This is a genomic window from Hyphococcus sp., from assembly GCF_041986965.1.
Taxonomy (GTDB): Bacteria; Pseudomonadota; Alphaproteobacteria; order Caulobacterales; family Parvularculaceae; genus Hyphococcus.
Genome location: NZ_JBHIXB010000001.1, coordinates 1,182,645 through 1,200,451, shown reverse-complemented (window position 1 = coordinate 1,200,451; position 17,807 = coordinate 1,182,645). Strand labels below are relative to the sequence as shown.

Below are 17,807 nucleotides of genomic sequence, written 5' to 3'. Positions count from 1 at the left end.
GCTCTCCCTCATGCTCCGTTAAACGCCGCCTCTAGCGCGGCTATGTCGATCTTTCGCATTTTCAGCATCGCTTCACGGGCGCGCCCCGCGGCAGCCTTGTCTTCAGCTTGCAGCAATTGCGGCAGACGTTCCGGCACGACCTGCCAGGAGACGCCAAAACGATCGGACACCCAAGCGCACATGCTTTCCTTGCCGCCATCGACGACAAGCGCATTCCACAGACGGTCGGTTTCCGCTTGATCTTTCGTCAGTACAGAAATCGATGCGGCAGGCGTATGGTTGAACATAGGCCCGCCATTTAGGATCATGTAAGGCGCGCCAGCAAGCGTGAATTCGACGACCAGCGGCGGGTCTTCCAGTTCGGGCGTGAAGCTGCTTTCAATGTAACTGTTTTCCGGCAACAGCGAGATGTAAAAGTCGACCGCTTCCTTTCCGTTCTTGTCGAACCACAGGCACGTTCTGACTTTCGGTTGTTCGCTCATGAGGTTTTCCTAGCGAAAATCGCCCGCTTCGATGCGCACACCGAGATCGTCCAGCGTCTTGTTCCAGCTTGTCGTATAGCCGGCGGCGTTGGCGGCTTTGAGCGCATCCGAATCCGGAAATCGGGTTTCGACCGTCAGCCGCGTTTTTTGTTGCAGCGCTTCGAATAGCACGGTGACACGCGCCCGGGGAGGAAGGCCGGCCCCGCAAGCCGTCGGTGCATCGGCGGCGCCTTCATAAACGATGCGCTCCGGTTCAATGACTTCGAGGATCGCCGCCCGCGCAGGCACGGTTTCTCCGTTAGTTGCTCTCATCATGACGCTGAATTCACCGCCGACGCGAAAATCCATTTCGCACGTCGTGTGCTCGGGGCCGAACGGCCCCCACCATTCACGCAAATGGTTAGGATCGGTCCACACTTTCCAGACCAATGATCGTGGCGCGTTATAAATCCGCGACATTCTGAGTTCGTTTGGCATAGGCGGCATCAGGAAAGCCTTTGCCGGTTAAGCTCTTCATCAATGCGGCCAAGAACCCATGTCCAGCCTTTGGTACGGCCCGCATTTTCATCAACGCCTGTCAGGAACGCGTTATCCTCGATCAGCTTGAGCCGCGTTCCTTTTCCATGCTGCGTCAATTCGATAATGGTCAGCGATACGGAATAAGGTGCGCCATCGATCGTCATATAATAAGTGAGAACGATCTTCTCATTCTCGACGATGTAATGATAAACCCCGTCATTGCTGAACATGCCGCCGCCCGGCTTCCGACCATGGCAACGCTCGGAACCGCCGGGCCGGAAATCGAGTTTATATTCTTCTATCTCGAAACCATCGCTATCAGCGCCGAACCATTGACGCTTCGCCTCAGCGCTCGACCAGGCGGCGAAAACGCGTTCCGGCGGGTGATCGTAATCGCGCGTCACGGTCAGGCTTGCATGAACAATGTCGGGCGCGCTCATCACAACCCTCCCGCGATGTCTTCAAGCTGTTCTAACGTCTTGCCCCAGCCATCCTGGAAGCCCATGTCATTGTGCTTGTTGCTGTCTTCCGAATTCTTGTGGCGGACGACAGCGGAGTAGCGTACGCCCTCATCGACGTCTTCCATGGTGATCACCGCAGTCATGAAGCTTTCGCCGGACGGACGCCAACCAGCGGTCATGCAGTCGGTGAAAACGATGCATTCTCTCTCTTTCGCGTAAACGATGCAGCCTTTTCCGGGGATTTCTTCGCCATTGGGGCCGCACATAGTCGTATTAAAAGCGCCGCCCGGTTTCAGCTCAATCAGGGCGTCTTTCACACTCCACGGTTTTGGACACCACCATTCAGCGAGAATCGCCGGATCGGACCACGCCTTCCAGAGCTGTTCGCGCGTCGCCTTCATCGTCCGGGTGATGAAGAGATCGTTTTCTTCCGGTTTCATGGGTTTTTCCTGTTGTTGTGGCATTGTATTATGAGCAGTGGACCATCCAGGAGACCCCGAAGCGGTCGGTGAACATTCCGTATTTCTTGGCGAAGAAAGTCTGTTCGAATGGCATGAGAACAGCGCCGTCCTTGGAGAGTTCTTTGAAAAGACGCTCCGCCTTGTTTTCATCGTCAAGGTTGATGCAGATCGCGGTGTTCGCCGGTTTCACATACATGGAAGGCGGGCAGTCTGACGCCATGATATCCATATTATCGAGCGTGAGGCAGCCATGGAGCACGTTGTTTTTCATGTCCGCCGGATAATGCGGTTCAGCGGGCGTTCCCGCGACCTTCACCATGGCGGAAATTTCGCCGCCAAGCGCCGCTTGATAAACGCCAAGCGCTTCCTCGCACTGACCGAGAAAATTGAGATAGACATTAAGGCGCATCATTCTTTATCCGTAGACTGAAGAGATTGAAGATAAGCGTCGAGGCGGTCGAGACGCCCTTCCCAGACCGCGCGTTGATGGGCGATCCATTCTTCGGCTTCGGTAAGGCGCGTCAGCTGCGCCTCACAGGTCCGCACCCGCCCCTCTTTTTTCGACGTCACGAGCCCGCTCTCCTCCAGCACTTTCAGATGCTGAAGGAAGGACGGCAGCGCCATTTCGAACGGTTTGGCGAGATCGCTGACGCTCGCAGGGCCTTCGGTGAGGCGGGCGAGCACCGCCCGGCGCGTTGGATCCGCAAGGGCCTGGAAGACATTGTCCAGGTCTTTGGGGTTTTCGGAGGACTGATAGTTAGGCATAGACCTAACTTATTCGCGCCTATCGACCCGTGTCAAGAACAATTAGGCAATTACCTAAGTTTAATATCTGCGCTAGAAAGAGCAGTCAAACACCGGAGGCCTGATCGAAACATGACCAATGACGAAAAAGCGATCCGCCAGCTTGTCGACGACTGGATGACGGCGACCAAGGCCGGCGACAAGGCGGCCATCCTCAACCTCGTGGCGGACGACGTTCTTTTTCTGACGCCGTTCGGCCCGCCTTTCGGCAAGAAAGAATTCGCGGGAGGACCAGACAGCGGCGACATGCCGACGATAGACGGTGAAAGCAACATCCTAGAAATAGAGGTCATCGGCGATCGCGCCTGGATCCGCAATCAGATCGACATTGCGATCACCCCGCCGGGCGGCGGCGAGTCCAGCAAGATGTCAGGCCAAACTCTGACGCTTCTGAAAAAGGACAGCGACGGCAAATGGCGCGTATTTCGCGACGCCAATTTCGTGGCGCCAAAAAGCTGATTATTCCGCAGCGGCGAGTTGCTCGGCTTTAGTGAGGTCTACCGATACAAGCTGCGACACGCCGCGCTCGATCATCGTGACGCCAAAAAGGCGGCTCATGCGCGACATGGTGAGCGCATGGTGCGTGATGACGATGAAGCGGGTTTCGGTCTCACCCGCCATTTCATGCAGCATGCTGCAGAAACGGTCCACATTGGCGTCGTCGAGCGGCGCATCGACCTCGTCCAGCACACAGACCGGCGCCGGGTTCGCCATGAAGACCGCGAAGATGAGCGCCGTCGCCGTCAGGGCTTGCTCGCCGCCTGACATCAGCGACATGGAGGTGAGCTTCTTGCCCGGAGGGGATGCAAAGATTTCGAGACCGGCTTCGAGCGGGTCCTCTGCATCCACAAGGCGCAGCTCCGCTTGGCCGCCATTGAAGAGACGCTTGAAGAGATCGGTGAAATTGTTGTTCACCATCTCGAACGCGTCGAGCAGGCGCTGGCGCGCTTCGCGATTCAAATTGCCAATGGCGGTCCTGAGCTTGCGGATCGCGCCATCGCAATCCTCGCGCTCAACGGCAAGCTCTTCTAGACGCGTCGAGACTTCCTGCATTTCCTCTTCGGCGCGCAAGTTTACGCCGCCGAGATTTTCACGCTCGCGCTTGTAGCGTTCAAGCTTGCGCTCCACATCATCGCGGCCCGGAAGATCGGCGCCCTCTTTATGTTCGGCGATCGCCAGCAGCTGATCGGGTTCAGCCTCGCAGGTTTCGTGGGAAAGCCGCGTTGCTTCCTCAACGCGTTCGGCGGCGGCTTCCGCCTGCGCCTGCAGGCGCGCACGCGCTTCGCGCGCTTCGGCAGCCTCCGTATCCGCCGCCTTGGCGGCTTTGGCCGCTTCCATGGCGACATGCTGACCATTGGCGAGCGCGTCAGCCGCTTCGTTGCGGCGCATTTCTGCGCCGGAAAGCTGGTCAAGCAGGGCCTTGCGCTTTTCTTCGATCACGGCGGGCGCGCCGGCGGCCGCTTCGTGGGCGGCAATCACATCGCCGAGATGTTTTTCAATCTCGCCGAGACGTCCGCGCGCCGCGTCGCCGCGCTGGCTCCATGAGGTTTTATCGCGCGCGATTTCATTGAGGCGCTCGGCGCGGCGGCGGGCTTCATTGGCGAGGTCATTATGGGCCGTGCGCGTTTCCGCGGCGCGTGCGCGCGCCGATGCAACTTCATTGCGGGCGGCTTCAACGCCTTCGCCGATCAGAACCGCATCCGGGAAAGACGCATGCTCTTCCGACAGGCTTTCCCGGGCGCGTTCGCCTTCGGTTTTTTCTTCACCGAGACGCGCAAGATTTTCGTCAATCGACGAAAGGCGGGCGGCGGCGCGTTCATGGTTCCGCTCAAGCTCATTGAGGCTGGTGCGCGCGGAATCGAGCGCGCGGCGAGCGTCGTTGAAAAGCGAGCGAACCTCGCGCTCATTCGCCTGTTTCGATTTCAATGTTTCCGTCGCTTCGCCATGGTCGCGGCGCGCAGCGTCGGCGCTCGCCTCAGCGGAAGTGAAATCGCTGTCGAGCACGGCGAGGCGGTTGCGTTGTTCGAGACGAATGGCGGCGGAAGTTTTGGCGTCCGCATGGGTCGTAAAGCCGTCCCAACGCCACAGGTCACCGTCGCGGGAAACAAGGCGCTGGCCAGGTTTCAGTTGCGCGCGCAAAGACTCTCCCGCTTCACGGTCGATAACGCCAACCGCCGCCAGACGGCGAGCCAGCGCGGCGGGCGCGCGGACAAATCTCGACAAGGGCGACACGCCTTCCGGCAGGGCGATCTCCGCGGGGGTTTCACCAAAATGCGACCAGTGCGCCGGCGCCGCCTCATCCACTGCGGCGCCGAGATCGTCGCCCAAAGCTGCAGCGAGCGCATTTTCATATCCGGCGTCCACCTCGATCATCTCGATCAAAGGCGTCCAGTCTTCGCTTTCATTGGCGGCGAGAACCCGGCGCAGCGCCTCGCGTTCGGCGTCAAGCTCAGTGAGACTTTGCTCCGCCTTGCGCAATGGCCCACGCAGTTCGGTTTCGCGGTCCTCCGCGGCGGAGCGCTCTTCCTCAGCGCGATGGAAGGCGGCCTCCGCGGCGTTGGCGGCCTCCTCAGCGGCGGCAAAGCGCGCATTCGCTTCTTCAAGCGCCGCCGCCTGTTCCGGCGTCGGCTCAACCAGCTGGCGCTCATCCGTAAAGGAACGAATTTGTTCGGCTATTTTCTCAAGCCGGCTTTCAGCGGCGGAGAGATTGCCCGCCACCGCCTTGCGACGCGCCTCAATGTCAGCGGCTTCCTTCGATTTTTGATCGAACTCCGCTTCCGCCGCTTCCAGCGCGGCAGCGGCCTCGTTCATCGCCGTTTCGGCGGCGGTCACGTGCTCGGCTTCCGATGCCTCGCGCTGGCGCAAGCTTTCTTCTTCGCCGTTAAGCGCAGCAACAGCATTGTCGGCGTCGGCGAGAAGATCCTTTTCCCGCGCCATGTCGCCTTTGAGGCGGTCGATTTCACCGGCGAGGCGCGCGAGCTCCGCTTCGGCGCGACGCGCTTCCTCATCGAGGCCTTCGCGCGCAACCGTCAGGCGATGGAGCGCCGCAGCGGCTTCCGCTTCTGCAAGGCGCAAGGGGTCAAGCGCTTCATGGGCGTTGGTCTGCGCCGTCGTTGCGAGCGCAGCGACACGGACCGTCTCTTCAATGAGCGCGCTGATTTCTTTCAGGCCCTCTTCAGCTTTTTCCTGCGCCTCAATCGCGTCGCGCCAGCGGATGAAGGACAGCATCGCTTCGGTGCGGCGAATGTCGCCGGAAACATTGCGGTAACGAGTCGCCTGACGCGCCTGGCGGGCGAGCGCTGTTTTCTGTGTTTCAAGCTCGCCGACAACGTCATCGAGGCGTTCAAGATTTTGCTCGGCGGCGCGCAGACGCAACTCCGCCTCATGACGGCGGCTGTGCAGACCGGTGACGCCCGCGGCTTCTTCCAGAAGGCGGCGGCGGTTCTGCGGCTTGGCGCTGATCAGCTCGGCGACCTGACCCTGGCGCACCAGCGCCGGGGAATTCGCGCCCGTGGATGCATCAGCGAACAGAAGCTGCACGTCCTTGGCGCGCACTTCCTTCGAATTGATGCGATAGATCGACTGCGTGCCCTCTTCCTTGCGGATGATGCGGCGCGAGACCTCAAGCGTTTCATGTTCGTTATATTCCGCCGGCGCGGAGCGGTCGGAATTGTCGAGCGTCAGAATGACTTCCGCCCAGTTGCGCGCCGGGCGCATGGTGGTGCCGGAAAAGATCACTGCGTCCATCCCGTCGCCGCGCAGCGCCTTTGCGGATGTCGCACCCATAACCCAGCGCAACGCCTCTAACAGGTTCGACTTGCCGCAGCCATTCGGCCCCACAATGCCGGTCAGGCCATCGCGGATTTCGAAGTCGGTCGGCTCGACAAAGGATTTAAAGCCGACAAGGCGGACATTGGTGAATTTCACAGGTCTTTTCCCGATAACGACAACGCAGAACTTAGAGTCGGGGCCCACTTCCCCGGCGCTGTTTCCAAAGACGTTAGAGATCGGCGATTCTTGTGCGAGGCCAAGGCCTTGGGCGCCCCCGCGCCCAAAGACTTATTCCCCAGCCCGTCACTCGCTGTCCGCGCCGCCATCGGTTTTTTTCTCCAGCGCCTCATCCAGCGCCTTGGAGAAATCCTCGGCGTTCGAAAAATGGCGCGTCTGCCCCTCAACCACGAAGCTCGGGGTCGAGTTGATGCCGTATTTTTCGCTGCCCTCGTTGATATTTTCATTAATTAAATCAAGCAAATCCTGCCTTTTCACGCAGGCGTCGAAGTCCTCCGAGCTCATCCCGGCCTGGGACGCGATCTTCAAGAGTTCGTCACGGGGGCTTTCCCCGTAAATCCAGGTGCGCTGGCTTTGGAAGAGTGCGCCCAAGATAACGAAATAGGCATCGTCGCCGCGTTTTTCAGCGGCGCAGCGCGCTAACATGGAGCCCGCCACAGAAAGATTGGCCGGCGCAGTCGGGAATTCCCGGAAGATGAACCGGACCTTACCAGTTTCGATATAATTGGCTTTGATCTCGGGGAAGATTTCCTGGTGGAAGGTCGCGCAGTGAGGGCAGGTCACGGAAGCGTATTCGACCACCGTCACCGGCGCATCGGCGTCGCCCATGGCCATATCGCCCAGCGCGCCCTCGCCGGCTTTTTCCATCGACGCGGCTTCCGTCCCGGACGCCGTTTCTGTTTCAGAGGAGTTGGCCCCGTCGCAGGCGGCGATCAATAGCGCCAGCCCACCCGCGACAATGGCGGAAAAAGCCGGGCGGCGTAAAGAAACGAAGGTGAGAGACATTGCGAAACCGCCTTTCAAAACCGGCCGCGCCAGGGGCGCGGCCTTTTAAATCAAATTGAGGTGCAAAATCGCCGATGGCGGCGTCAGGCGCAAGCCCAAAAGGCCGGCCCAGATGGTCAAAATCGCTTTATTTTCCGCCGTTTCGGCGGCGAATGGCGGTCCGGAAGGATGCAAGCGCGGCGCCCAGCTCACCGTCTTCACCGCCGCCCTCCGGCGCCGGACCTTTGGACGCCGTAACCGCCTTGCCGGTCTGGATAACCGCAATGCGCGACACAGAGCCGGGCCCGAGATAGGTGTTGAGACGGGCGATCAGCCCATCCCGCTCCATATCCACAGCCGCCGCCGCGGCCCCGTTCGGCACGAAAAGCTCCAGGGTGCGGCCCCCGCCTCCAGGCCCCCGGCCGGTTAGCCGGCCCGGCCTGCAGAGGGCGGCGAGCTTTTCCCCGGCGAGCTGTGGCCAGCGCTCGGCCAGCGCCGGGTCCATGAATTTCGTCTGCTGCGCAAGCTTGCGGAACACGCCTGCGGAAGCGCGCGCGATGGCCGGCGCTGCAGAGCGGATGGGGCGGGTTCGCTGATAGATGGTCATCTTGGTCTTTGCCGGATGCGTTCCGTCATTCTAACACTGGGGCGCCGCAAGACAAACGCCGCCCGGATCAAATGTGACTGCAAACCGAAAAAAGAACTCCCCAATCGCTGAAGCCCTGCTCGCCTGGTATGACGCCCACGCCCGCGACCTGCCCTGGCGTGTGGGGCCAAAAGCAAAGAAGGCTGGGGCGCGGGCAAAAGGCGCCGCTCCCGATCCTTACGCAGTATGGCTGTCAGAAATCATGCTGCAACAAACAACCGTAGCGACGGTCGCTCCCCGCTATGCTGAGTTTCTGACGCGCTGGCCAGATGTGAAAGCCATGGCTGCCGCGCCGCAGGAAGACATCCTCGGCCAGTGGGCGGGGCTGGGTTACTACGCCCGGGCGCGCAATCTTCACAAATGCGCAGTTGTCGTTGCACGCGACCATGGCGGCATTTTTCCGGATACGGAAGAAGGGTTGCGCGCCCTGCCCGGTATTGGCGATTACACCGCCGCCGCCATCGCCGCGATCGCCTTTGATCGCCGCGCCATCGTTATTGACGGCAATATCGAGCGCGTCGTCTCGCGCCTTTATGAAATCGACACGCCCCTGCCCGCCGCCAAAGCGGAGATCAGAGAGCGTCTTGAAAAAATCTGGCCGGAGAAACGCTCCGGCGATTTTGCGCAAAGCCTGATGGATCTCGGCGCAAGCATCTGCCGTCCGAAAGCGCCGTCCTGTTTGCTGTGCCCCGTTTCAACGCATTGCGCGGCGCAAAAAGCAGGAACCCAGGAAAACTTTCCGGTGAAGGCGGCAAAGAAAGCGAAACCGAGCCGCGTCGGCGCAGTCTTTGCGCTCATGAATATGAAAGGCGAAATGCTGTTCGAGCGGCGCCCCGAAAAAGGCCTGCTCGGCGGCATGCTGGGCCTGCCCGGCACGGAATGGAAAGAAAGCTTGAACGGTGATGTTTTCGATAGCGCGCCCGCAAAAGCCAAATGGAAAAAGACCGGCGAGGCGACGCACACCTTCACCCATTTTCACCTGACGCTGGATGTATATGCGGGGGCTGCGCCGAAAGGTTTCCGCAGATCCAGCGATCAGCAGTGGATTAGAGCAGAAAATGCGCGCGTGCCGACGGTGATGAAGAAGGCGTTGATAGCGGCAGGGCATTAGAAGAGGCGATACCGAATGGATATTCTGTTTAATATTGTCACCCAATATTTTTGGCTCATCATGATAGGCTACATGCTTCTTGTGGGAGTAATGTGGTGGCGTCATAGCAGGGCGCTACGAGAAAAAGATCCAGCTTTCAGCACAAGCTACAAACGTCTCATTACTTGGTTCGTCACAGCCGGTTCGATACCATGGTTGTTTTTAGGCGTCGCGCAAATGGTTGGAGAATACAATTATGTTTACGAAATTTTTGATTATTGGAATGCCGATTTCTGGACGGCGGGGTTTTACACTTCATCAGTCATTTTAGGTCTCGCTGCGAATTACTATATATTTGTCAAAGATGGCGCTAAGGAACTATCCAAACATCCCGGACTTTTTAATCAAGACCATTCGTCCGCCGGATGGAAATTGGAGGGCATCGCTATTCCTTTCACCCATCTATGCTTTTTTGTTCTTGCTTATATGATGCGTGATCAATTGGCTTCACTCGGCAGTTGATTTTGAACTTAGAGGTTTCAGTCAAATGACAACCCGCCCCACAAACGCCAATGGCGACGCCGTTCTCCGCTTCTGGTTTGAAGAAACCAAACCATACCAATGGTTTCGCCGCGATGACGCCTTTGATAATGCGATCAAGACGCGGTTCGGCGCCATACATGATGCCGCAAGAGCGGGGCGCCTCGATGTCTGGTGCGCACATCCGGTTTATTCACTTTCACTGATCCTCATTCTCGATCAGTTTTCGCGCAACCTTTACCGAGATACGCCGCAGGCTTTCGCACAGGACGCCCAAGCCCTCGACATCGCGCGCGAGGCGCTGGCGCGGCGGTTCGATCATCTGGTGAACGATCAGCGCCGGGCGTTTTTCTATATGCCTTTCATGCACGCCGAAGATTTATCGGTGCAGGAGGAATGCGTTGCGCTCTTCAAGGCGCAATTGCCGACAACGATGAATGTGCCTTTCGCCATTGAACATCGCGATATCATCAAGCGCTTTGGCCGCTTCCCGCACCGGAACAAGGTCTTCGGCAGGAAATCGACGCAGCAAGAAATCGCGTTCCTGAAGGCGGGCGGTTTTAATCCGTAAGTTGTTTTTCTGTCATCCCGGACGCCGAAGGCGATCCGGGATCTCCCGACTTGACTTGACTTTCGAGATCCCGGCTCTCCGCTTCGCTCCGGCCGGGATGACAAAGCTGGTCCCTAACCCCAGCTCTGCCCGATCTGCGAATAGGCGACGCCGCCATCGACGGCGAGCGTGTCGCCCACAACGTAATCCCCTGCACGGGAGGCGAGGAACACCGCTGTTCCCGCCATGTCGCTGGGTTTGCCGATGCGTTTCGCCGGAATCATTTTCGCGACCGCATCGCCGTGATCTTTCGCAGCGCGGTTCATCTCCGACGGGAAGGCGCCGGGCGCAATGCCGGACACGCAGATATTATCTTCAATGAGACGCGCCGCCATTCGCCGCGTCAGATGAATGACCGCCGCCTTTGACGCCTGATAGGCGTAGGTTTCCCACGGATTGATCTTGATGCCGTCAATGGAGGCAATGTTGATGACCTTGCCGGCCGGGTCCTTGCTCGCCGCTTGTTTCAGCATCGGATGTAGTTTCTGCGTCAGGAAGAACAGCGACTTCACATTGAGGTCCATGGTCTTATCCCAGCCGCTTTCAGGATATTCGGCAAAGTCGGCGCCCCAGGCGGCGCCCGCATTATTCACAAGAATGTCGAGCCCGGCTTCATGGGTCGCCAGTTCCGCCGCAAGCGCTTCGCAACCGGCCACGGTCGAAAGATCATGGGGCAGCGACACGCATGACCCATATTGTGAAAGCTCCTCGGCCGCCTGATCGCAGGCAGGCGCTTTGCGCGCGGTGATGTAGACCTTGGCGCCTTGTTCGAGGAACCCTTGCGCGATCATCTTGCCGATGCCGCGCGAACCGCCGGTAACAAGCGCAACGCGCCCCTCAAGGGAAAACAGGTCTTTCATCATGGGAACGCCTCCTATTGCGGAGGGTAATACCAGAACCGTTTCACCTTGCCGTCAATGATTTCATACACAACGACAGAAGACTGGCTCTTGCGTTCGCCGCCCTCCTTCCAGACGGGACGTTCCACCGCGGTGATGAAATTACCATTGACGGTGATGTTTTCGAGATTGGAGGAAACAGACGGATAGGCTTCGAAATAGGTGACAAGCTCGTCATGAAGCTGCGTCGCGCTCGTCGTCACCAAACTCGCCTGCTCACCGGAAAGTTCGATCCAGGTGACGTCCGGATGCCAGTAACCACGCATCTTGTCCGCATCATGGTCATTGAACGCTTCCATCAGCCCGTTGACGACATTCACATTATCGCCGGCGGCTGGCGGCGGCGCCGTTCGTTCCGCATCGGGCGAGCAGGCCGCGAGGCAAAAAACTGATAAAATAACGATTGCGATACGCCGCATCACTCTTCCTTTATTCCGCCCCGAACTGTTCGCGCCATTCGGCGACCTGTTCATCCTCGATCTTCGCGAAGAGAACGTCGGGCGGCGTGAACGCCTCACCGCCCTTGAAGCGGGAAAGCGCTTCCGCCGCCGATGACGGCCAGCGCGACGCCTCAACCGGGTCGAGACTGAATATAGCGAACATCTTGTCAGCGGTGAATGGGATCACCGGGCGCGACAGCGCCGCGAACAGCGCAATCAGATTGAGGGCGCAGCGCACTGAGGCCGCCGCCTTGTCCTTATCTTCCTTGATGGCGGTCCAGGGCGCGGCGATCTGCAGATATTCATTGCCCGCCACCCAGATGCCGCGAAGATCGGCGAAGGCTTTTCTGAACTCCATCTGTTCTAGATTGTCCGTATAGGACTTTATTTTGACGTCGAGTTCTTTTTCCAGCGCGGCTTCCGCCTCCCCATAGGCGCCTTCTGAGGGAACTTCTTCCCCGAAACGCGCCTTGCAGAAGCGTGTGATGCGGTTGACAAAATTGCCGAGGACATCCGCGAGGTCCTTGTTCACCACGGACGCGAAATGTTCGAGCGTAAAGGACGCGTCATCCGACTCCGGCGCATTCGCCATCAGATGCCAGCGCCAGTAATCAGCAGGCAACAACTCCAGCGCCTGATCCATGAAAATGCCGCGGTTCCCGCTCGTTGAAAATTTGCCGCCATACCAGGTGAGCCAGTTAAGCGACTTCAGCGTATCCACAAGTTTCCACGGTTCTTCCGAGCCGAGAATAGTCGCCGGGAAACTCACCGTATGGAAGGCGACATTATCCTTGCCCATGAACTCCACATAGCGGACATCGCCTGCGCCTTTGTCGGTGCGCCACCAGCGCTCCCAGTCATTGCCGGTCTTTTCCGCCCATTCCTCCGTCGCGCCGATATATTCGATAGGCGCGTCGAACCAGACATAGAAAACCTTGTTTTCAAAACCCGGGCGCGGCTTTCCTTCATAAGCGACCGGAATGCCCCATTTCAGATCGCGCGTGATCGAGCGATCACGCAGACCTTCTTTCAGCCATTTTTGCGCAATGGATTTGGTGAGCTGCGGCCAGTCGGGTTTTGAATTGATCCAGTCCGCAATCCGATCCTGCATTTGCGCCTGCAACAGATGGAGATGCCTGGTCTCGCGCACTTCCACATTCTTTGATCCGGAAATCGCGGAGTAAGGATCTTTCAAATCCGTCGGATCGAGCAGGCGCCCGCAATTATCGCATTGGTCGCCGCGCGCTTTTTCATAATCGCAATGGGGGCATGTCCCTTCCACATAGCGGTCCGGCAAAAAGCGCTCATCATCAATGGAATAGACTTGCTTATCCGTGCGCTCTTCAATGAGGCCGTTCTGTTCAAGCACATGGGCGAAATGCTGCGTCAGGCGATGGTTCGGCGGATTCGATGACCGCCCGAAATGATCGAAGGAAAGACCGAATTCATCGCCTGCCTTTTTCTGTATGTCATGCTGCTCGCGGCAATATTCGGCGACATCCTGACCGGCGGCGCGGGCGGCAAGCTCAGCCGGGGTGCCGTGCTCATCCGTGGCGCAGATATAAAGCGTCTCATGGCCCTGCTGGCGCTTGAACCGGGCATAGACATCCGCTGGCAGCATGGAGCCGACAAGATTGCCCAAATGCTTGATTCCATTGATATAGGGCAATGCCGAAGTGATAAGAATGCGGGCCATGGGGACTTTCCAAAAACTGAGCGAGGTCTATAGCCGCAAGCGGGCGCGGTCCACAAGGAAAGCTGGCCCGTCAGGCGGGCCATAAGGAGCGCAGCGCCGCCGGAAGCCTTTCCAAGACGGCCCGCGCCTTTTCCGGCGGCAGCGCCTTTCGCCAGACGGCGAAGACTGCAGCGGCGAGCCCGTCAGGCGGCGGCTGATGGGGCTCAAGGCGTGAGACAAGCCGCCGATGAAAATGATCGGGGGAAGCGATAACATGTTTCTCACCGCCCAGCCGCCAGCCCTCGAGCATAATCCCGCGCGCAAGCGCCGGCAGCGTATTGGCGATCGCCAGCGCATCCTCATCGGAAACGCTGTCACGCAATTCCTCCATCACACCACGCATCATCGCCTGCGCTTGATTGAGGGTGGCGAGCATGGCTTCATCTTTTAGCGCAACCAGCCACTTTTGATATTGCTCGGATGCAAACTCGACGTCATGGGGCTGGGTCATGGATTTCTCCTACAACGCCCTGAACATTATATAAGCGTCGACGAAACCTTGGGCAGGGTGACTAAAAGCGCCTGGCACGGTTCCTATGATTTCCATTCCAGCTTTTTTCCACGCTTTGACCGCTGCAATGTTCGTCGATACTACGAGGTTGAACTTCATGCCGCGAAACCCCATCGCACGCGCCTGTTCCTGCGACTGGAGGCATAGCGCCGTCGCCAGCCCGCGCCCGCGCGACGCCTCCGTGATCACATAACCTGCGTTGCAAATATGAGCGCCCGGCCCGCCCTGATCAGGACGCAGATAATAGACCCCGACGATTGCGCCCGTTTCATCTCGCGCTACAGCATTATAACCGTCGGTTTTTATCCAGTACCGCTTGGCTTCTTCCTCACTGACATCGCACGGCAACGGATAGGATTCCCCGGCGCGAAATGCAGGCTCAAGCACACGCCATAGCTGAGGCCAGTCGGTTTCTGTCTGTTTAGAGACTAAAAGCTCCGTCATTTTCTCCTCAATATATAGAAAACGAGCCCCGCCTAGCGGTGAACATCAATAATAATGAGGGTTTCATTTTTATGACAGTCCTGCGCTTTGATCATTATACTGATTATTAAAATGCAATAATATGCGCATTATCCGCGAAAAATATCTAAAAAAATCCGGTTTTACGGTTCAAATCCACTAAACACCGCGTTAGGGTGCGCACGCAATCAGAAATCGTTACTCGAACTGCGCCGTTTTGCGCCAAGCAATTCCGCGGGTCGCGGAGCTTTTAACTAAAGCGGAGAGAGAGATTCATGGCTTCAGATCAACAGATTACGACAGAACGACCTAACAATGATACGCAGACACAGGATTTTGGGGACAACCCCATTGAGGTCCGCGAAACCGACCATTACCAGGAAGAATACATTCGCGGTTTTGTCGAAAAGTGGGATGATCTGATCGATTGGGACGCCCGGGCCAGAAGCGAAGGGCAGTTCTTCATCGACATGCTAAAGGCGCGCGGCAAGAAAACCGTGCTTGATGTCGCCTGCGGCACGGGTTTCCATTCGGTTCAGCTTCTGAAAGCTGGCTTTGACGTCACCAGCGTCGACGGTTCTGCTGAAATGGTCGCCAAAGCTTTTGAAAACGCCCGCGACCGCGATTTGATGCTGAAAACAGTCCATTCCGACTGGCGCTGGCTCAATCGCGATATTCACGGTAAATTCGACGCCATTATTTGTCTCGGGAATTCCTTTACGCATCTTTTCAAGGAAGAAGACCGGCGGCGCGCCCTGGCCGAGTTTTACGCCGCCCTGAAACATGACGGCATCCTCATTCTCGACCAGCGCAATTACGACGCCATTCTCGATGTCGGCTTCGACAGCAAACACAAATATTATTATTGCGGCGACAAAGTCACGGCCGAGCCCGCCCACATGGACAATTCCCTGGCGCGCTTTCGCTACACCTTCCCTGACGGCTCCGAGTATTATCTCAACATGTTTCCTTTGCGCAAAGCCTATATGCGCAATCTCATGAAGGAAGTCGGCTTCCAGCGCGTCAACACTTATGGCGACTTTCAGGAAACGTTCGACGAGCACGACCCCGATTTTCTCGTGCACATCGCCGACAAGACTTTTATCGAGCAAGTCTAATGAGCCAGCAGACCGCATCCGTCACCGAGATCGCCCGCGATTATTACGATAGCGAAGACGCAGACAATTTCTACGCTGCGATCTGGGGCGGAGAAGACATTCATATCGGCCTTTATGACGATCGCCGCTCCATTAAAGAGGCGAGCCGAGAGACAGTTTTGCATATGGCGCGGCGGCTTCGCGGACTGAAACCCGGCGCGCGCGTCCTGGACATTGGCTCCGGTTATGGCGGCGCGGCGCGGGTGCTCGCCGGCGACTTCGGCGCAGACGTCACCTGCCTCAATCTTTCTGAAAAGGAAAACGACCGAAATCGCGCCCTGACAAAAGAACAGGGGCTCGCGGACAAGATCACCGTTGTCGAAGGCTCTTTCGAAGACATCCCGGCCGAAGACGCCGAATTCGACATCGTCTGGTCGCAGGACGCCATCCTGCATGCGGGCGACCGCCGCAAGGTGCTCGACGAGGTTGCGCGCGTTCTGAAAAAAGGCGGAGAGTTTATTTTCACCGATCCGATGCAGGCGGATACGCTCACCGATGCAAGCGTGCTGCAGCCGATTTATGACCGCATTCACCTGAGCAGCCTCGCCTCTTTCGCGTTTTATCGGCGCGAGCTTGAAGGGAGAGGCTTTCGCGAAATTGCGATTGAGGATTTCACCGGTCAACTCCGCAACCATTATTCGCGGGTCAAAGCGGAACTGGCTGACCGCCGGGGACAGCTCGAGGGTGAGATATCTGCCGGCTATATCGACCGGATGCTCACAGGCCTTCAGCACTGGGTCGACGGCGCCGACAATGGACATCTCGCCTGGGGCGTGATGCATTTCGAAAAAGCCTGATTGAAAAGAAGATCAGCCAGAAGACAAAACCGGCGCCCTCTGCGGCGCCGTTTTTTTAAATCCACACTATTCTTTCGCAAAAAGCTGCGCACGCGATTGTGATTGGACTCTCAAGCCGTCGCAAATCCGCTGCGCTTCATCGAAAGCGCCATGCAATGATGAGCCTTTCAGCCGATGCTCCCGCATCGACAAACCGGGGCATAAATCGGAGAATTCTCATGAAACATTTCGCATTCGCCGCCGCAACCATGCTTCTAGGCTCCGTATTGTTCGGCGCAGCAGCGGCAAAAGACATTCCCGACAATATCAAGGCAGGCATTGATAATCCTCAGCGCAAGGAAGAAAATCGCGCGCGCGACGACGATAGAAAGCCAGGCAAGGTGCTGGCGTTTTATGGCGTCAAGCAAGGCATGACAGTCGCCGACCTCGCGGCAGGCAGCGGCTATTTCACGGAAATTCTGTCAGGCGCGGTTGGTCCCGACGGCAAAGTCATCGCGCATTATCCTACCAACCCGCGATTTGAAGAAAACAGAGCCGCTTTTGAGGCGCAGTTCACGCCTTTCGGCAATATCGAGATCACGACAGCAGCGACAGGCGAGCCTTTTCCTATCGAGGACGATTCCGTGGACATCGTTTTGCTGTCACTGATCGCGCATCACCTGCATTATGCGGAAGACTCCGGCGAGGAGATCCCGCCTAACTCCACACGCGCCTATAATGAGATCAAGCGTATCCTTAAGCCTGGCGGCGTCTTCGCCATCATAGAACATACAGCCGCGCCAGGGTCGACGCGCGCGGAAAGCGCCGCCTGGCACCGCGCGCCTGAAGACACCATCAAGGCCGACGTGACAAGCGTCGGATTTGAATTCGCAGGCGCCGCTGATGATATTCACATGAACCCGGAAGATAATTTGAAGAATAATTTCTTTGAATCTGGCCTGCGCGGCAAAACCACACGCATGGTGCATAAATATATCAGCCCGGAGTAAAGTGGCCTATCCTAAAACCGGCGCCATGACGGTGCCGGTTTTTATGTCGAGCGTCGCCTTGTGAGGCGAATGAGCAGGGAGCCGGCTAAAATTACGATCAGCGCGCCGCCGGCCGCAAAAACCGGAAAAGCGACGATCAACCCTTCATCTTCACAATCGAAAATACCCGGCTCGCCTCGCTCCCACGCCGCTTTTTCCAGCGCCTCGCAATTGGCGATAGCGTCAGGCAGATAAAATTCAATGAGGCCGAAGATTATCGCCGCGGTCAGTGCGATAACCGCAAAAATACTGAGAAAAAATGCGCCAAGCGCCGCGCCCGCCGAGCCCCTCAGCCCATTCGATGCAACCGCGAGGATGATCAATGCGACTAACACGCCGGAGCCAAAAACGATCAGCGGCTCGATGATCTCGCTCGACAAGACTTCCTGCAT

Annotated in this window: 23 protein-coding genes; 8 read left to right on the top strand and 15 right to left on the bottom strand. The window is 57.8% G+C overall.

The window, feature by feature from the left end:
- Positions 1–8: 8 nt before the first annotated feature.
- From ACFC5L_RS06030 to ACFC5L_RS06005, 6 genes are read right to left on the bottom strand one after another with little or no spacing between them, the layout of a single operon-like run.
- Positions 9–482 carry a VOC family protein gene (locus ACFC5L_RS06030; protein WP_375201174.1) on the bottom strand — a complete coding sequence of 158 codons (474 nt, stop codon included), beginning with the start codon at positions 480–482 and terminating at the stop codon, positions 9–11.
- Positions 483–491: 9 nt separating this feature from the next.
- Positions 492–941: an SRPBCC family protein gene (locus tag ACFC5L_RS06025; RefSeq protein ID WP_375201175.1), complete on the bottom strand. Its 450-nt coding sequence runs from the start codon at positions 939–941 to the stop codon at positions 492–494.
- Positions 942–967: 26 nt separating this feature from the next.
- Positions 968–1,441, bottom strand: coding sequence for an SRPBCC domain-containing protein (locus ACFC5L_RS06020; RefSeq protein WP_375201176.1), 474 nt, complete (start codon positions 1,439–1,441; stop codon positions 968–970).
- Entirely contained in the window at positions 1,441–1,902 is a 462-nt protein-coding gene (locus ACFC5L_RS06015) for an SRPBCC family protein (protein ID WP_375201177.1), read from the bottom strand. Before ACFC5L_RS06015 ends, ACFC5L_RS06020 begins: the two co-directional genes overlap by 1 nt.
- Before the next feature lie 28 nt (positions 1,903–1,930).
- On the bottom strand, positions 1,931–2,335 hold the full coding sequence (locus ACFC5L_RS06010) for a VOC family protein (protein WP_375201178.1): 405 nt from the start codon (positions 2,333–2,335) through the stop codon (positions 1,931–1,933).
- The gene (locus ACFC5L_RS06005; protein ID WP_375201179.1) at positions 2,332–2,688 is read right to left on the bottom strand and encodes an ArsR/SmtB family transcription factor; all 357 of its coding nucleotides are present in this window, start codon (positions 2,686–2,688) and stop codon (positions 2,332–2,334) included. The genes ACFC5L_RS06010 and ACFC5L_RS06005 overlap by 4 nt, the downstream gene beginning before the upstream one ends.
- A gap of 111 nt (positions 2,689–2,799) precedes the next feature.
- Between ACFC5L_RS06005 and ACFC5L_RS06000 the strand changes: the two genes are divergently transcribed.
- Positions 2,800–3,186: a YybH family protein gene (locus ACFC5L_RS06000; protein ID WP_375201180.1), complete on the top strand. Its 387-nt coding sequence runs from the start codon at positions 2,800–2,802 to the stop codon at positions 3,184–3,186.
- Here the strand turns inward: ACFC5L_RS06000 and smc are convergent, their stop codons facing one another.
- Positions 3,187–6,654, bottom strand: a complete 3,468-nt coding sequence (smc, locus tag ACFC5L_RS05995; RefSeq protein WP_375201181.1) for a chromosome segregation protein SMC — start codon at positions 6,652–6,654, stop codon at positions 3,187–3,189. It abuts the gene before it with no gap.
- A 147-nt stretch (positions 6,655–6,801) separates the two neighbouring features.
- The gene (locus ACFC5L_RS05990) at positions 6,802–7,344 is read right to left on the bottom strand and encodes a DsbA family protein (protein ID WP_375201182.1); all 543 of its coding nucleotides are present in this window, start codon (positions 7,342–7,344) and stop codon (positions 6,802–6,804) included.
- Here ACFC5L_RS05990 and ACFC5L_RS05985 point away from each other — a divergent pair.
- The gene (locus tag ACFC5L_RS05985) at positions 7,343–7,570 is read left to right on the top strand and encodes a hypothetical protein (protein WP_375201183.1); all 228 of its coding nucleotides are present in this window, start codon (positions 7,343–7,345) and stop codon (positions 7,568–7,570) included. The two genes, ACFC5L_RS05990 and ACFC5L_RS05985, sit on opposite strands and share 2 nt — an antisense overlap.
- 78 nt (positions 7,571–7,648) lie before the next feature.
- On the opposite strand, the gene ACFC5L_RS05980 is transcribed toward ACFC5L_RS05985, so the two are convergent.
- Positions 7,649–8,107, bottom strand: a complete 459-nt coding sequence (locus tag ACFC5L_RS05980) for a DciA family protein (RefSeq protein WP_375201184.1) — start codon at positions 8,105–8,107, stop codon at positions 7,649–7,651.
- Positions 8,108–8,180: 73 nt separating this feature from the next.
- Between ACFC5L_RS05980 and mutY the strand changes: the two genes are divergently transcribed.
- From mutY to ACFC5L_RS05965, 3 genes are read left to right on the top strand one after another with little or no spacing between them, the layout of a single operon-like run.
- The gene (gene mutY / locus ACFC5L_RS05975; RefSeq protein ID WP_375201185.1) at positions 8,181–9,257 is read left to right on the top strand and encodes an A/G-specific adenine glycosylase; all 1,077 of its coding nucleotides are present in this window, start codon (positions 8,181–8,183) and stop codon (positions 9,255–9,257) included.
- A gap of 15 nt (positions 9,258–9,272) precedes the next feature.
- A complete protein-coding gene (locus ACFC5L_RS05970) occupies positions 9,273–9,758 on the top strand; it encodes a hypothetical protein (protein WP_375201186.1) in 486 nt (161 codons plus the stop codon).
- A 25-nt stretch (positions 9,759–9,783) separates the two neighbouring features.
- On the top strand, positions 9,784–10,347 hold the full coding sequence (locus ACFC5L_RS05965) for a DUF924 family protein (RefSeq protein ID WP_375201187.1): 564 nt from the start codon (positions 9,784–9,786) through the stop codon (positions 10,345–10,347).
- Between the two features lie 113 nt (positions 10,348–10,460).
- Here ACFC5L_RS05965 and ACFC5L_RS05960 read toward each other — a convergent pair whose 3' ends face one another.
- The 5 genes from ACFC5L_RS05960 to ACFC5L_RS05940 all read right to left on the bottom strand — a co-directional run bounded on the left by ACFC5L_RS05960 (position 10,461) and on the right by ACFC5L_RS05940 (position 14,415).
- The gene (locus ACFC5L_RS05960; protein WP_375201188.1) at positions 10,461–11,249 is read right to left on the bottom strand and encodes an SDR family oxidoreductase; all 789 of its coding nucleotides are present in this window, start codon (positions 11,247–11,249) and stop codon (positions 10,461–10,463) included.
- A gap of 11 nt (positions 11,250–11,260) precedes the next feature.
- Positions 11,261–11,704, bottom strand: a complete 444-nt coding sequence (locus ACFC5L_RS05955; protein WP_375201189.1) for a nuclear transport factor 2 family protein — start codon at positions 11,702–11,704, stop codon at positions 11,261–11,263.
- 10 nt (positions 11,705–11,714) lie between these two features.
- Positions 11,715–13,421: a methionine--tRNA ligase gene (metG, locus tag ACFC5L_RS05950; RefSeq protein ID WP_375201190.1), complete on the bottom strand. Its 1,707-nt coding sequence runs from the start codon at positions 13,419–13,421 to the stop codon at positions 11,715–11,717.
- A 70-nt stretch (positions 13,422–13,491) separates the two neighbouring features.
- A complete protein-coding gene (locus tag ACFC5L_RS05945) occupies positions 13,492–13,911 on the bottom strand; it encodes a DUF2267 domain-containing protein (RefSeq protein WP_375201191.1) in 420 nt (139 codons plus the stop codon).
- 9 nt (positions 13,912–13,920) lie between these two features.
- Positions 13,921–14,415, bottom strand: a complete 495-nt coding sequence (locus ACFC5L_RS05940) for a GNAT family N-acetyltransferase (RefSeq protein ID WP_375201192.1) — start codon at positions 14,413–14,415, stop codon at positions 13,921–13,923.
- 293 nt (positions 14,416–14,708) lie between these two features.
- Here ACFC5L_RS05940 and ACFC5L_RS05935 point away from each other — a divergent pair, with 293 nt between their 5' ends.
- From ACFC5L_RS05935 to ACFC5L_RS05925, 3 genes are all read left to right on the top strand, one after another.
- On the top strand, positions 14,709–15,551 hold the full coding sequence (locus tag ACFC5L_RS05935; protein ID WP_375201193.1) for a glycine/sarcosine N-methyltransferase: 843 nt from the start codon (positions 14,709–14,711) through the stop codon (positions 15,549–15,551).
- Positions 15,551–16,387, top strand: a complete 837-nt coding sequence (locus ACFC5L_RS05930) for an SAM-dependent methyltransferase (RefSeq protein ID WP_375201194.1) — start codon at positions 15,551–15,553, stop codon at positions 16,385–16,387. The genes ACFC5L_RS05935 and ACFC5L_RS05930 overlap by 1 nt, the downstream gene beginning before the upstream one ends.
- Positions 16,388–16,605: 218 nt before the next feature.
- The gene (locus tag ACFC5L_RS05925) at positions 16,606–17,376 is read left to right on the top strand and encodes a class I SAM-dependent methyltransferase (RefSeq protein ID WP_375201195.1); all 771 of its coding nucleotides are present in this window, start codon (positions 16,606–16,608) and stop codon (positions 17,374–17,376) included.
- A gap of 41 nt (positions 17,377–17,417) precedes the next feature.
- Here ACFC5L_RS05925 and ACFC5L_RS05920 read toward each other — a convergent pair whose 3' ends face one another.
- A complete protein-coding gene (locus ACFC5L_RS05920) occupies positions 17,418–17,807 on the bottom strand; it encodes a hypothetical protein (RefSeq protein ID WP_375201196.1) in 390 nt (129 codons plus the stop codon).

What these genes read in the sequence shown, in the direction of transcription:
- ACFC5L_RS06030 (WP_375201174.1), bottom strand. Translation starts at nt 482, where the DNA reads ATGAGCGAACAACCGAAAGTCAGAACGTGCCTGTGGTTCGACAAGAAC.
- ACFC5L_RS06025 (WP_375201175.1), bottom strand. Translation starts at nt 941, where the DNA reads ATGTCGCGGATTTATAACGCGCCACGATCATTGGTCTGGAAAGTGTGG.
- ACFC5L_RS06020 (WP_375201176.1), bottom strand. Translation starts at nt 1,441, where the DNA reads ATGAGCGCGCCCGACATTGTTCATGCAAGCCTGACCGTGACGCGCGAT.
- ACFC5L_RS06015 (WP_375201177.1), bottom strand. Translation starts at nt 1,902, where the DNA reads ATGAAACCGGAAGAAAACGATCTCTTCATCACCCGGACGATGAAGGCG.
- ACFC5L_RS06010 (WP_375201178.1), bottom strand. Translation starts at nt 2,335, where the DNA reads ATGATGCGCCTTAATGTCTATCTCAATTTTCTCGGTCAGTGCGAGGAA.
- ACFC5L_RS06005 (WP_375201179.1), bottom strand. Translation starts at nt 2,688, where the DNA reads ATGCCTAACTATCAGTCCTCCGAAAACCCCAAAGACCTGGACAATGTC.
- ACFC5L_RS06000 (WP_375201180.1), top strand. Translation starts at nt 2,800, where the DNA reads ATGACCAATGACGAAAAAGCGATCCGCCAGCTTGTCGACGACTGGATG.
- ACFC5L_RS05985 (WP_375201183.1), top strand. Translation starts at nt 7,343, where the DNA reads ATGGCCATATCGCCCAGCGCGCCCTCGCCGGCTTTTTCCATCGACGCG.
- ACFC5L_RS05990 (WP_375201182.1), bottom strand. Translation starts at nt 7,344, where the DNA reads ATGGGCGACGCCGATGCGCCGGTGACGGTGGTCGAATACGCTTCCGTG.
- ACFC5L_RS05980 (WP_375201184.1), bottom strand. Translation starts at nt 8,107, where the DNA reads ATGACCATCTATCAGCGAACCCGCCCCATCCGCTCTGCAGCGCCGGCC.
- ACFC5L_RS05970 (WP_375201186.1), top strand. Translation starts at nt 9,273, where the DNA reads ATGGATATTCTGTTTAATATTGTCACCCAATATTTTTGGCTCATCATG.
- ACFC5L_RS05965 (WP_375201187.1), top strand. Translation starts at nt 9,784, where the DNA reads ATGACAACCCGCCCCACAAACGCCAATGGCGACGCCGTTCTCCGCTTC.
- ACFC5L_RS05960 (WP_375201188.1), bottom strand. Translation starts at nt 11,249, where the DNA reads ATGATGAAAGACCTGTTTTCCCTTGAGGGGCGCGTTGCGCTTGTTACC.
- ACFC5L_RS05955 (WP_375201189.1), bottom strand. Translation starts at nt 11,704, where the DNA reads ATGCGGCGTATCGCAATCGTTATTTTATCAGTTTTTTGCCTCGCGGCC.
- metG (WP_375201190.1), bottom strand. Translation starts at nt 13,421, where the DNA reads ATGGCCCGCATTCTTATCACTTCGGCATTGCCCTATATCAATGGAATC.
- ACFC5L_RS05945 (WP_375201191.1), bottom strand. Translation starts at nt 13,911, where the DNA reads ATGACCCAGCCCCATGACGTCGAGTTTGCATCCGAGCAATATCAAAAG.
- ACFC5L_RS05940 (WP_375201192.1), bottom strand. Translation starts at nt 14,415, where the DNA reads ATGACGGAGCTTTTAGTCTCTAAACAGACAGAAACCGACTGGCCTCAG.
- ACFC5L_RS05935 (WP_375201193.1), top strand. Translation starts at nt 14,709, where the DNA reads ATGGCTTCAGATCAACAGATTACGACAGAACGACCTAACAATGATACG.
- ACFC5L_RS05930 (WP_375201194.1), top strand. Translation starts at nt 15,551, where the DNA reads ATGAGCCAGCAGACCGCATCCGTCACCGAGATCGCCCGCGATTATTAC.
- ACFC5L_RS05925 (WP_375201195.1), top strand. Translation starts at nt 16,606, where the DNA reads ATGAAACATTTCGCATTCGCCGCCGCAACCATGCTTCTAGGCTCCGTA.
- ACFC5L_RS05920 (WP_375201196.1), bottom strand. Translation starts at nt 17,807, where the DNA reads ATGCAGGAAGTCTTGTCGAGCGAGATCATCGAGCCGCTGATCGTTTTT.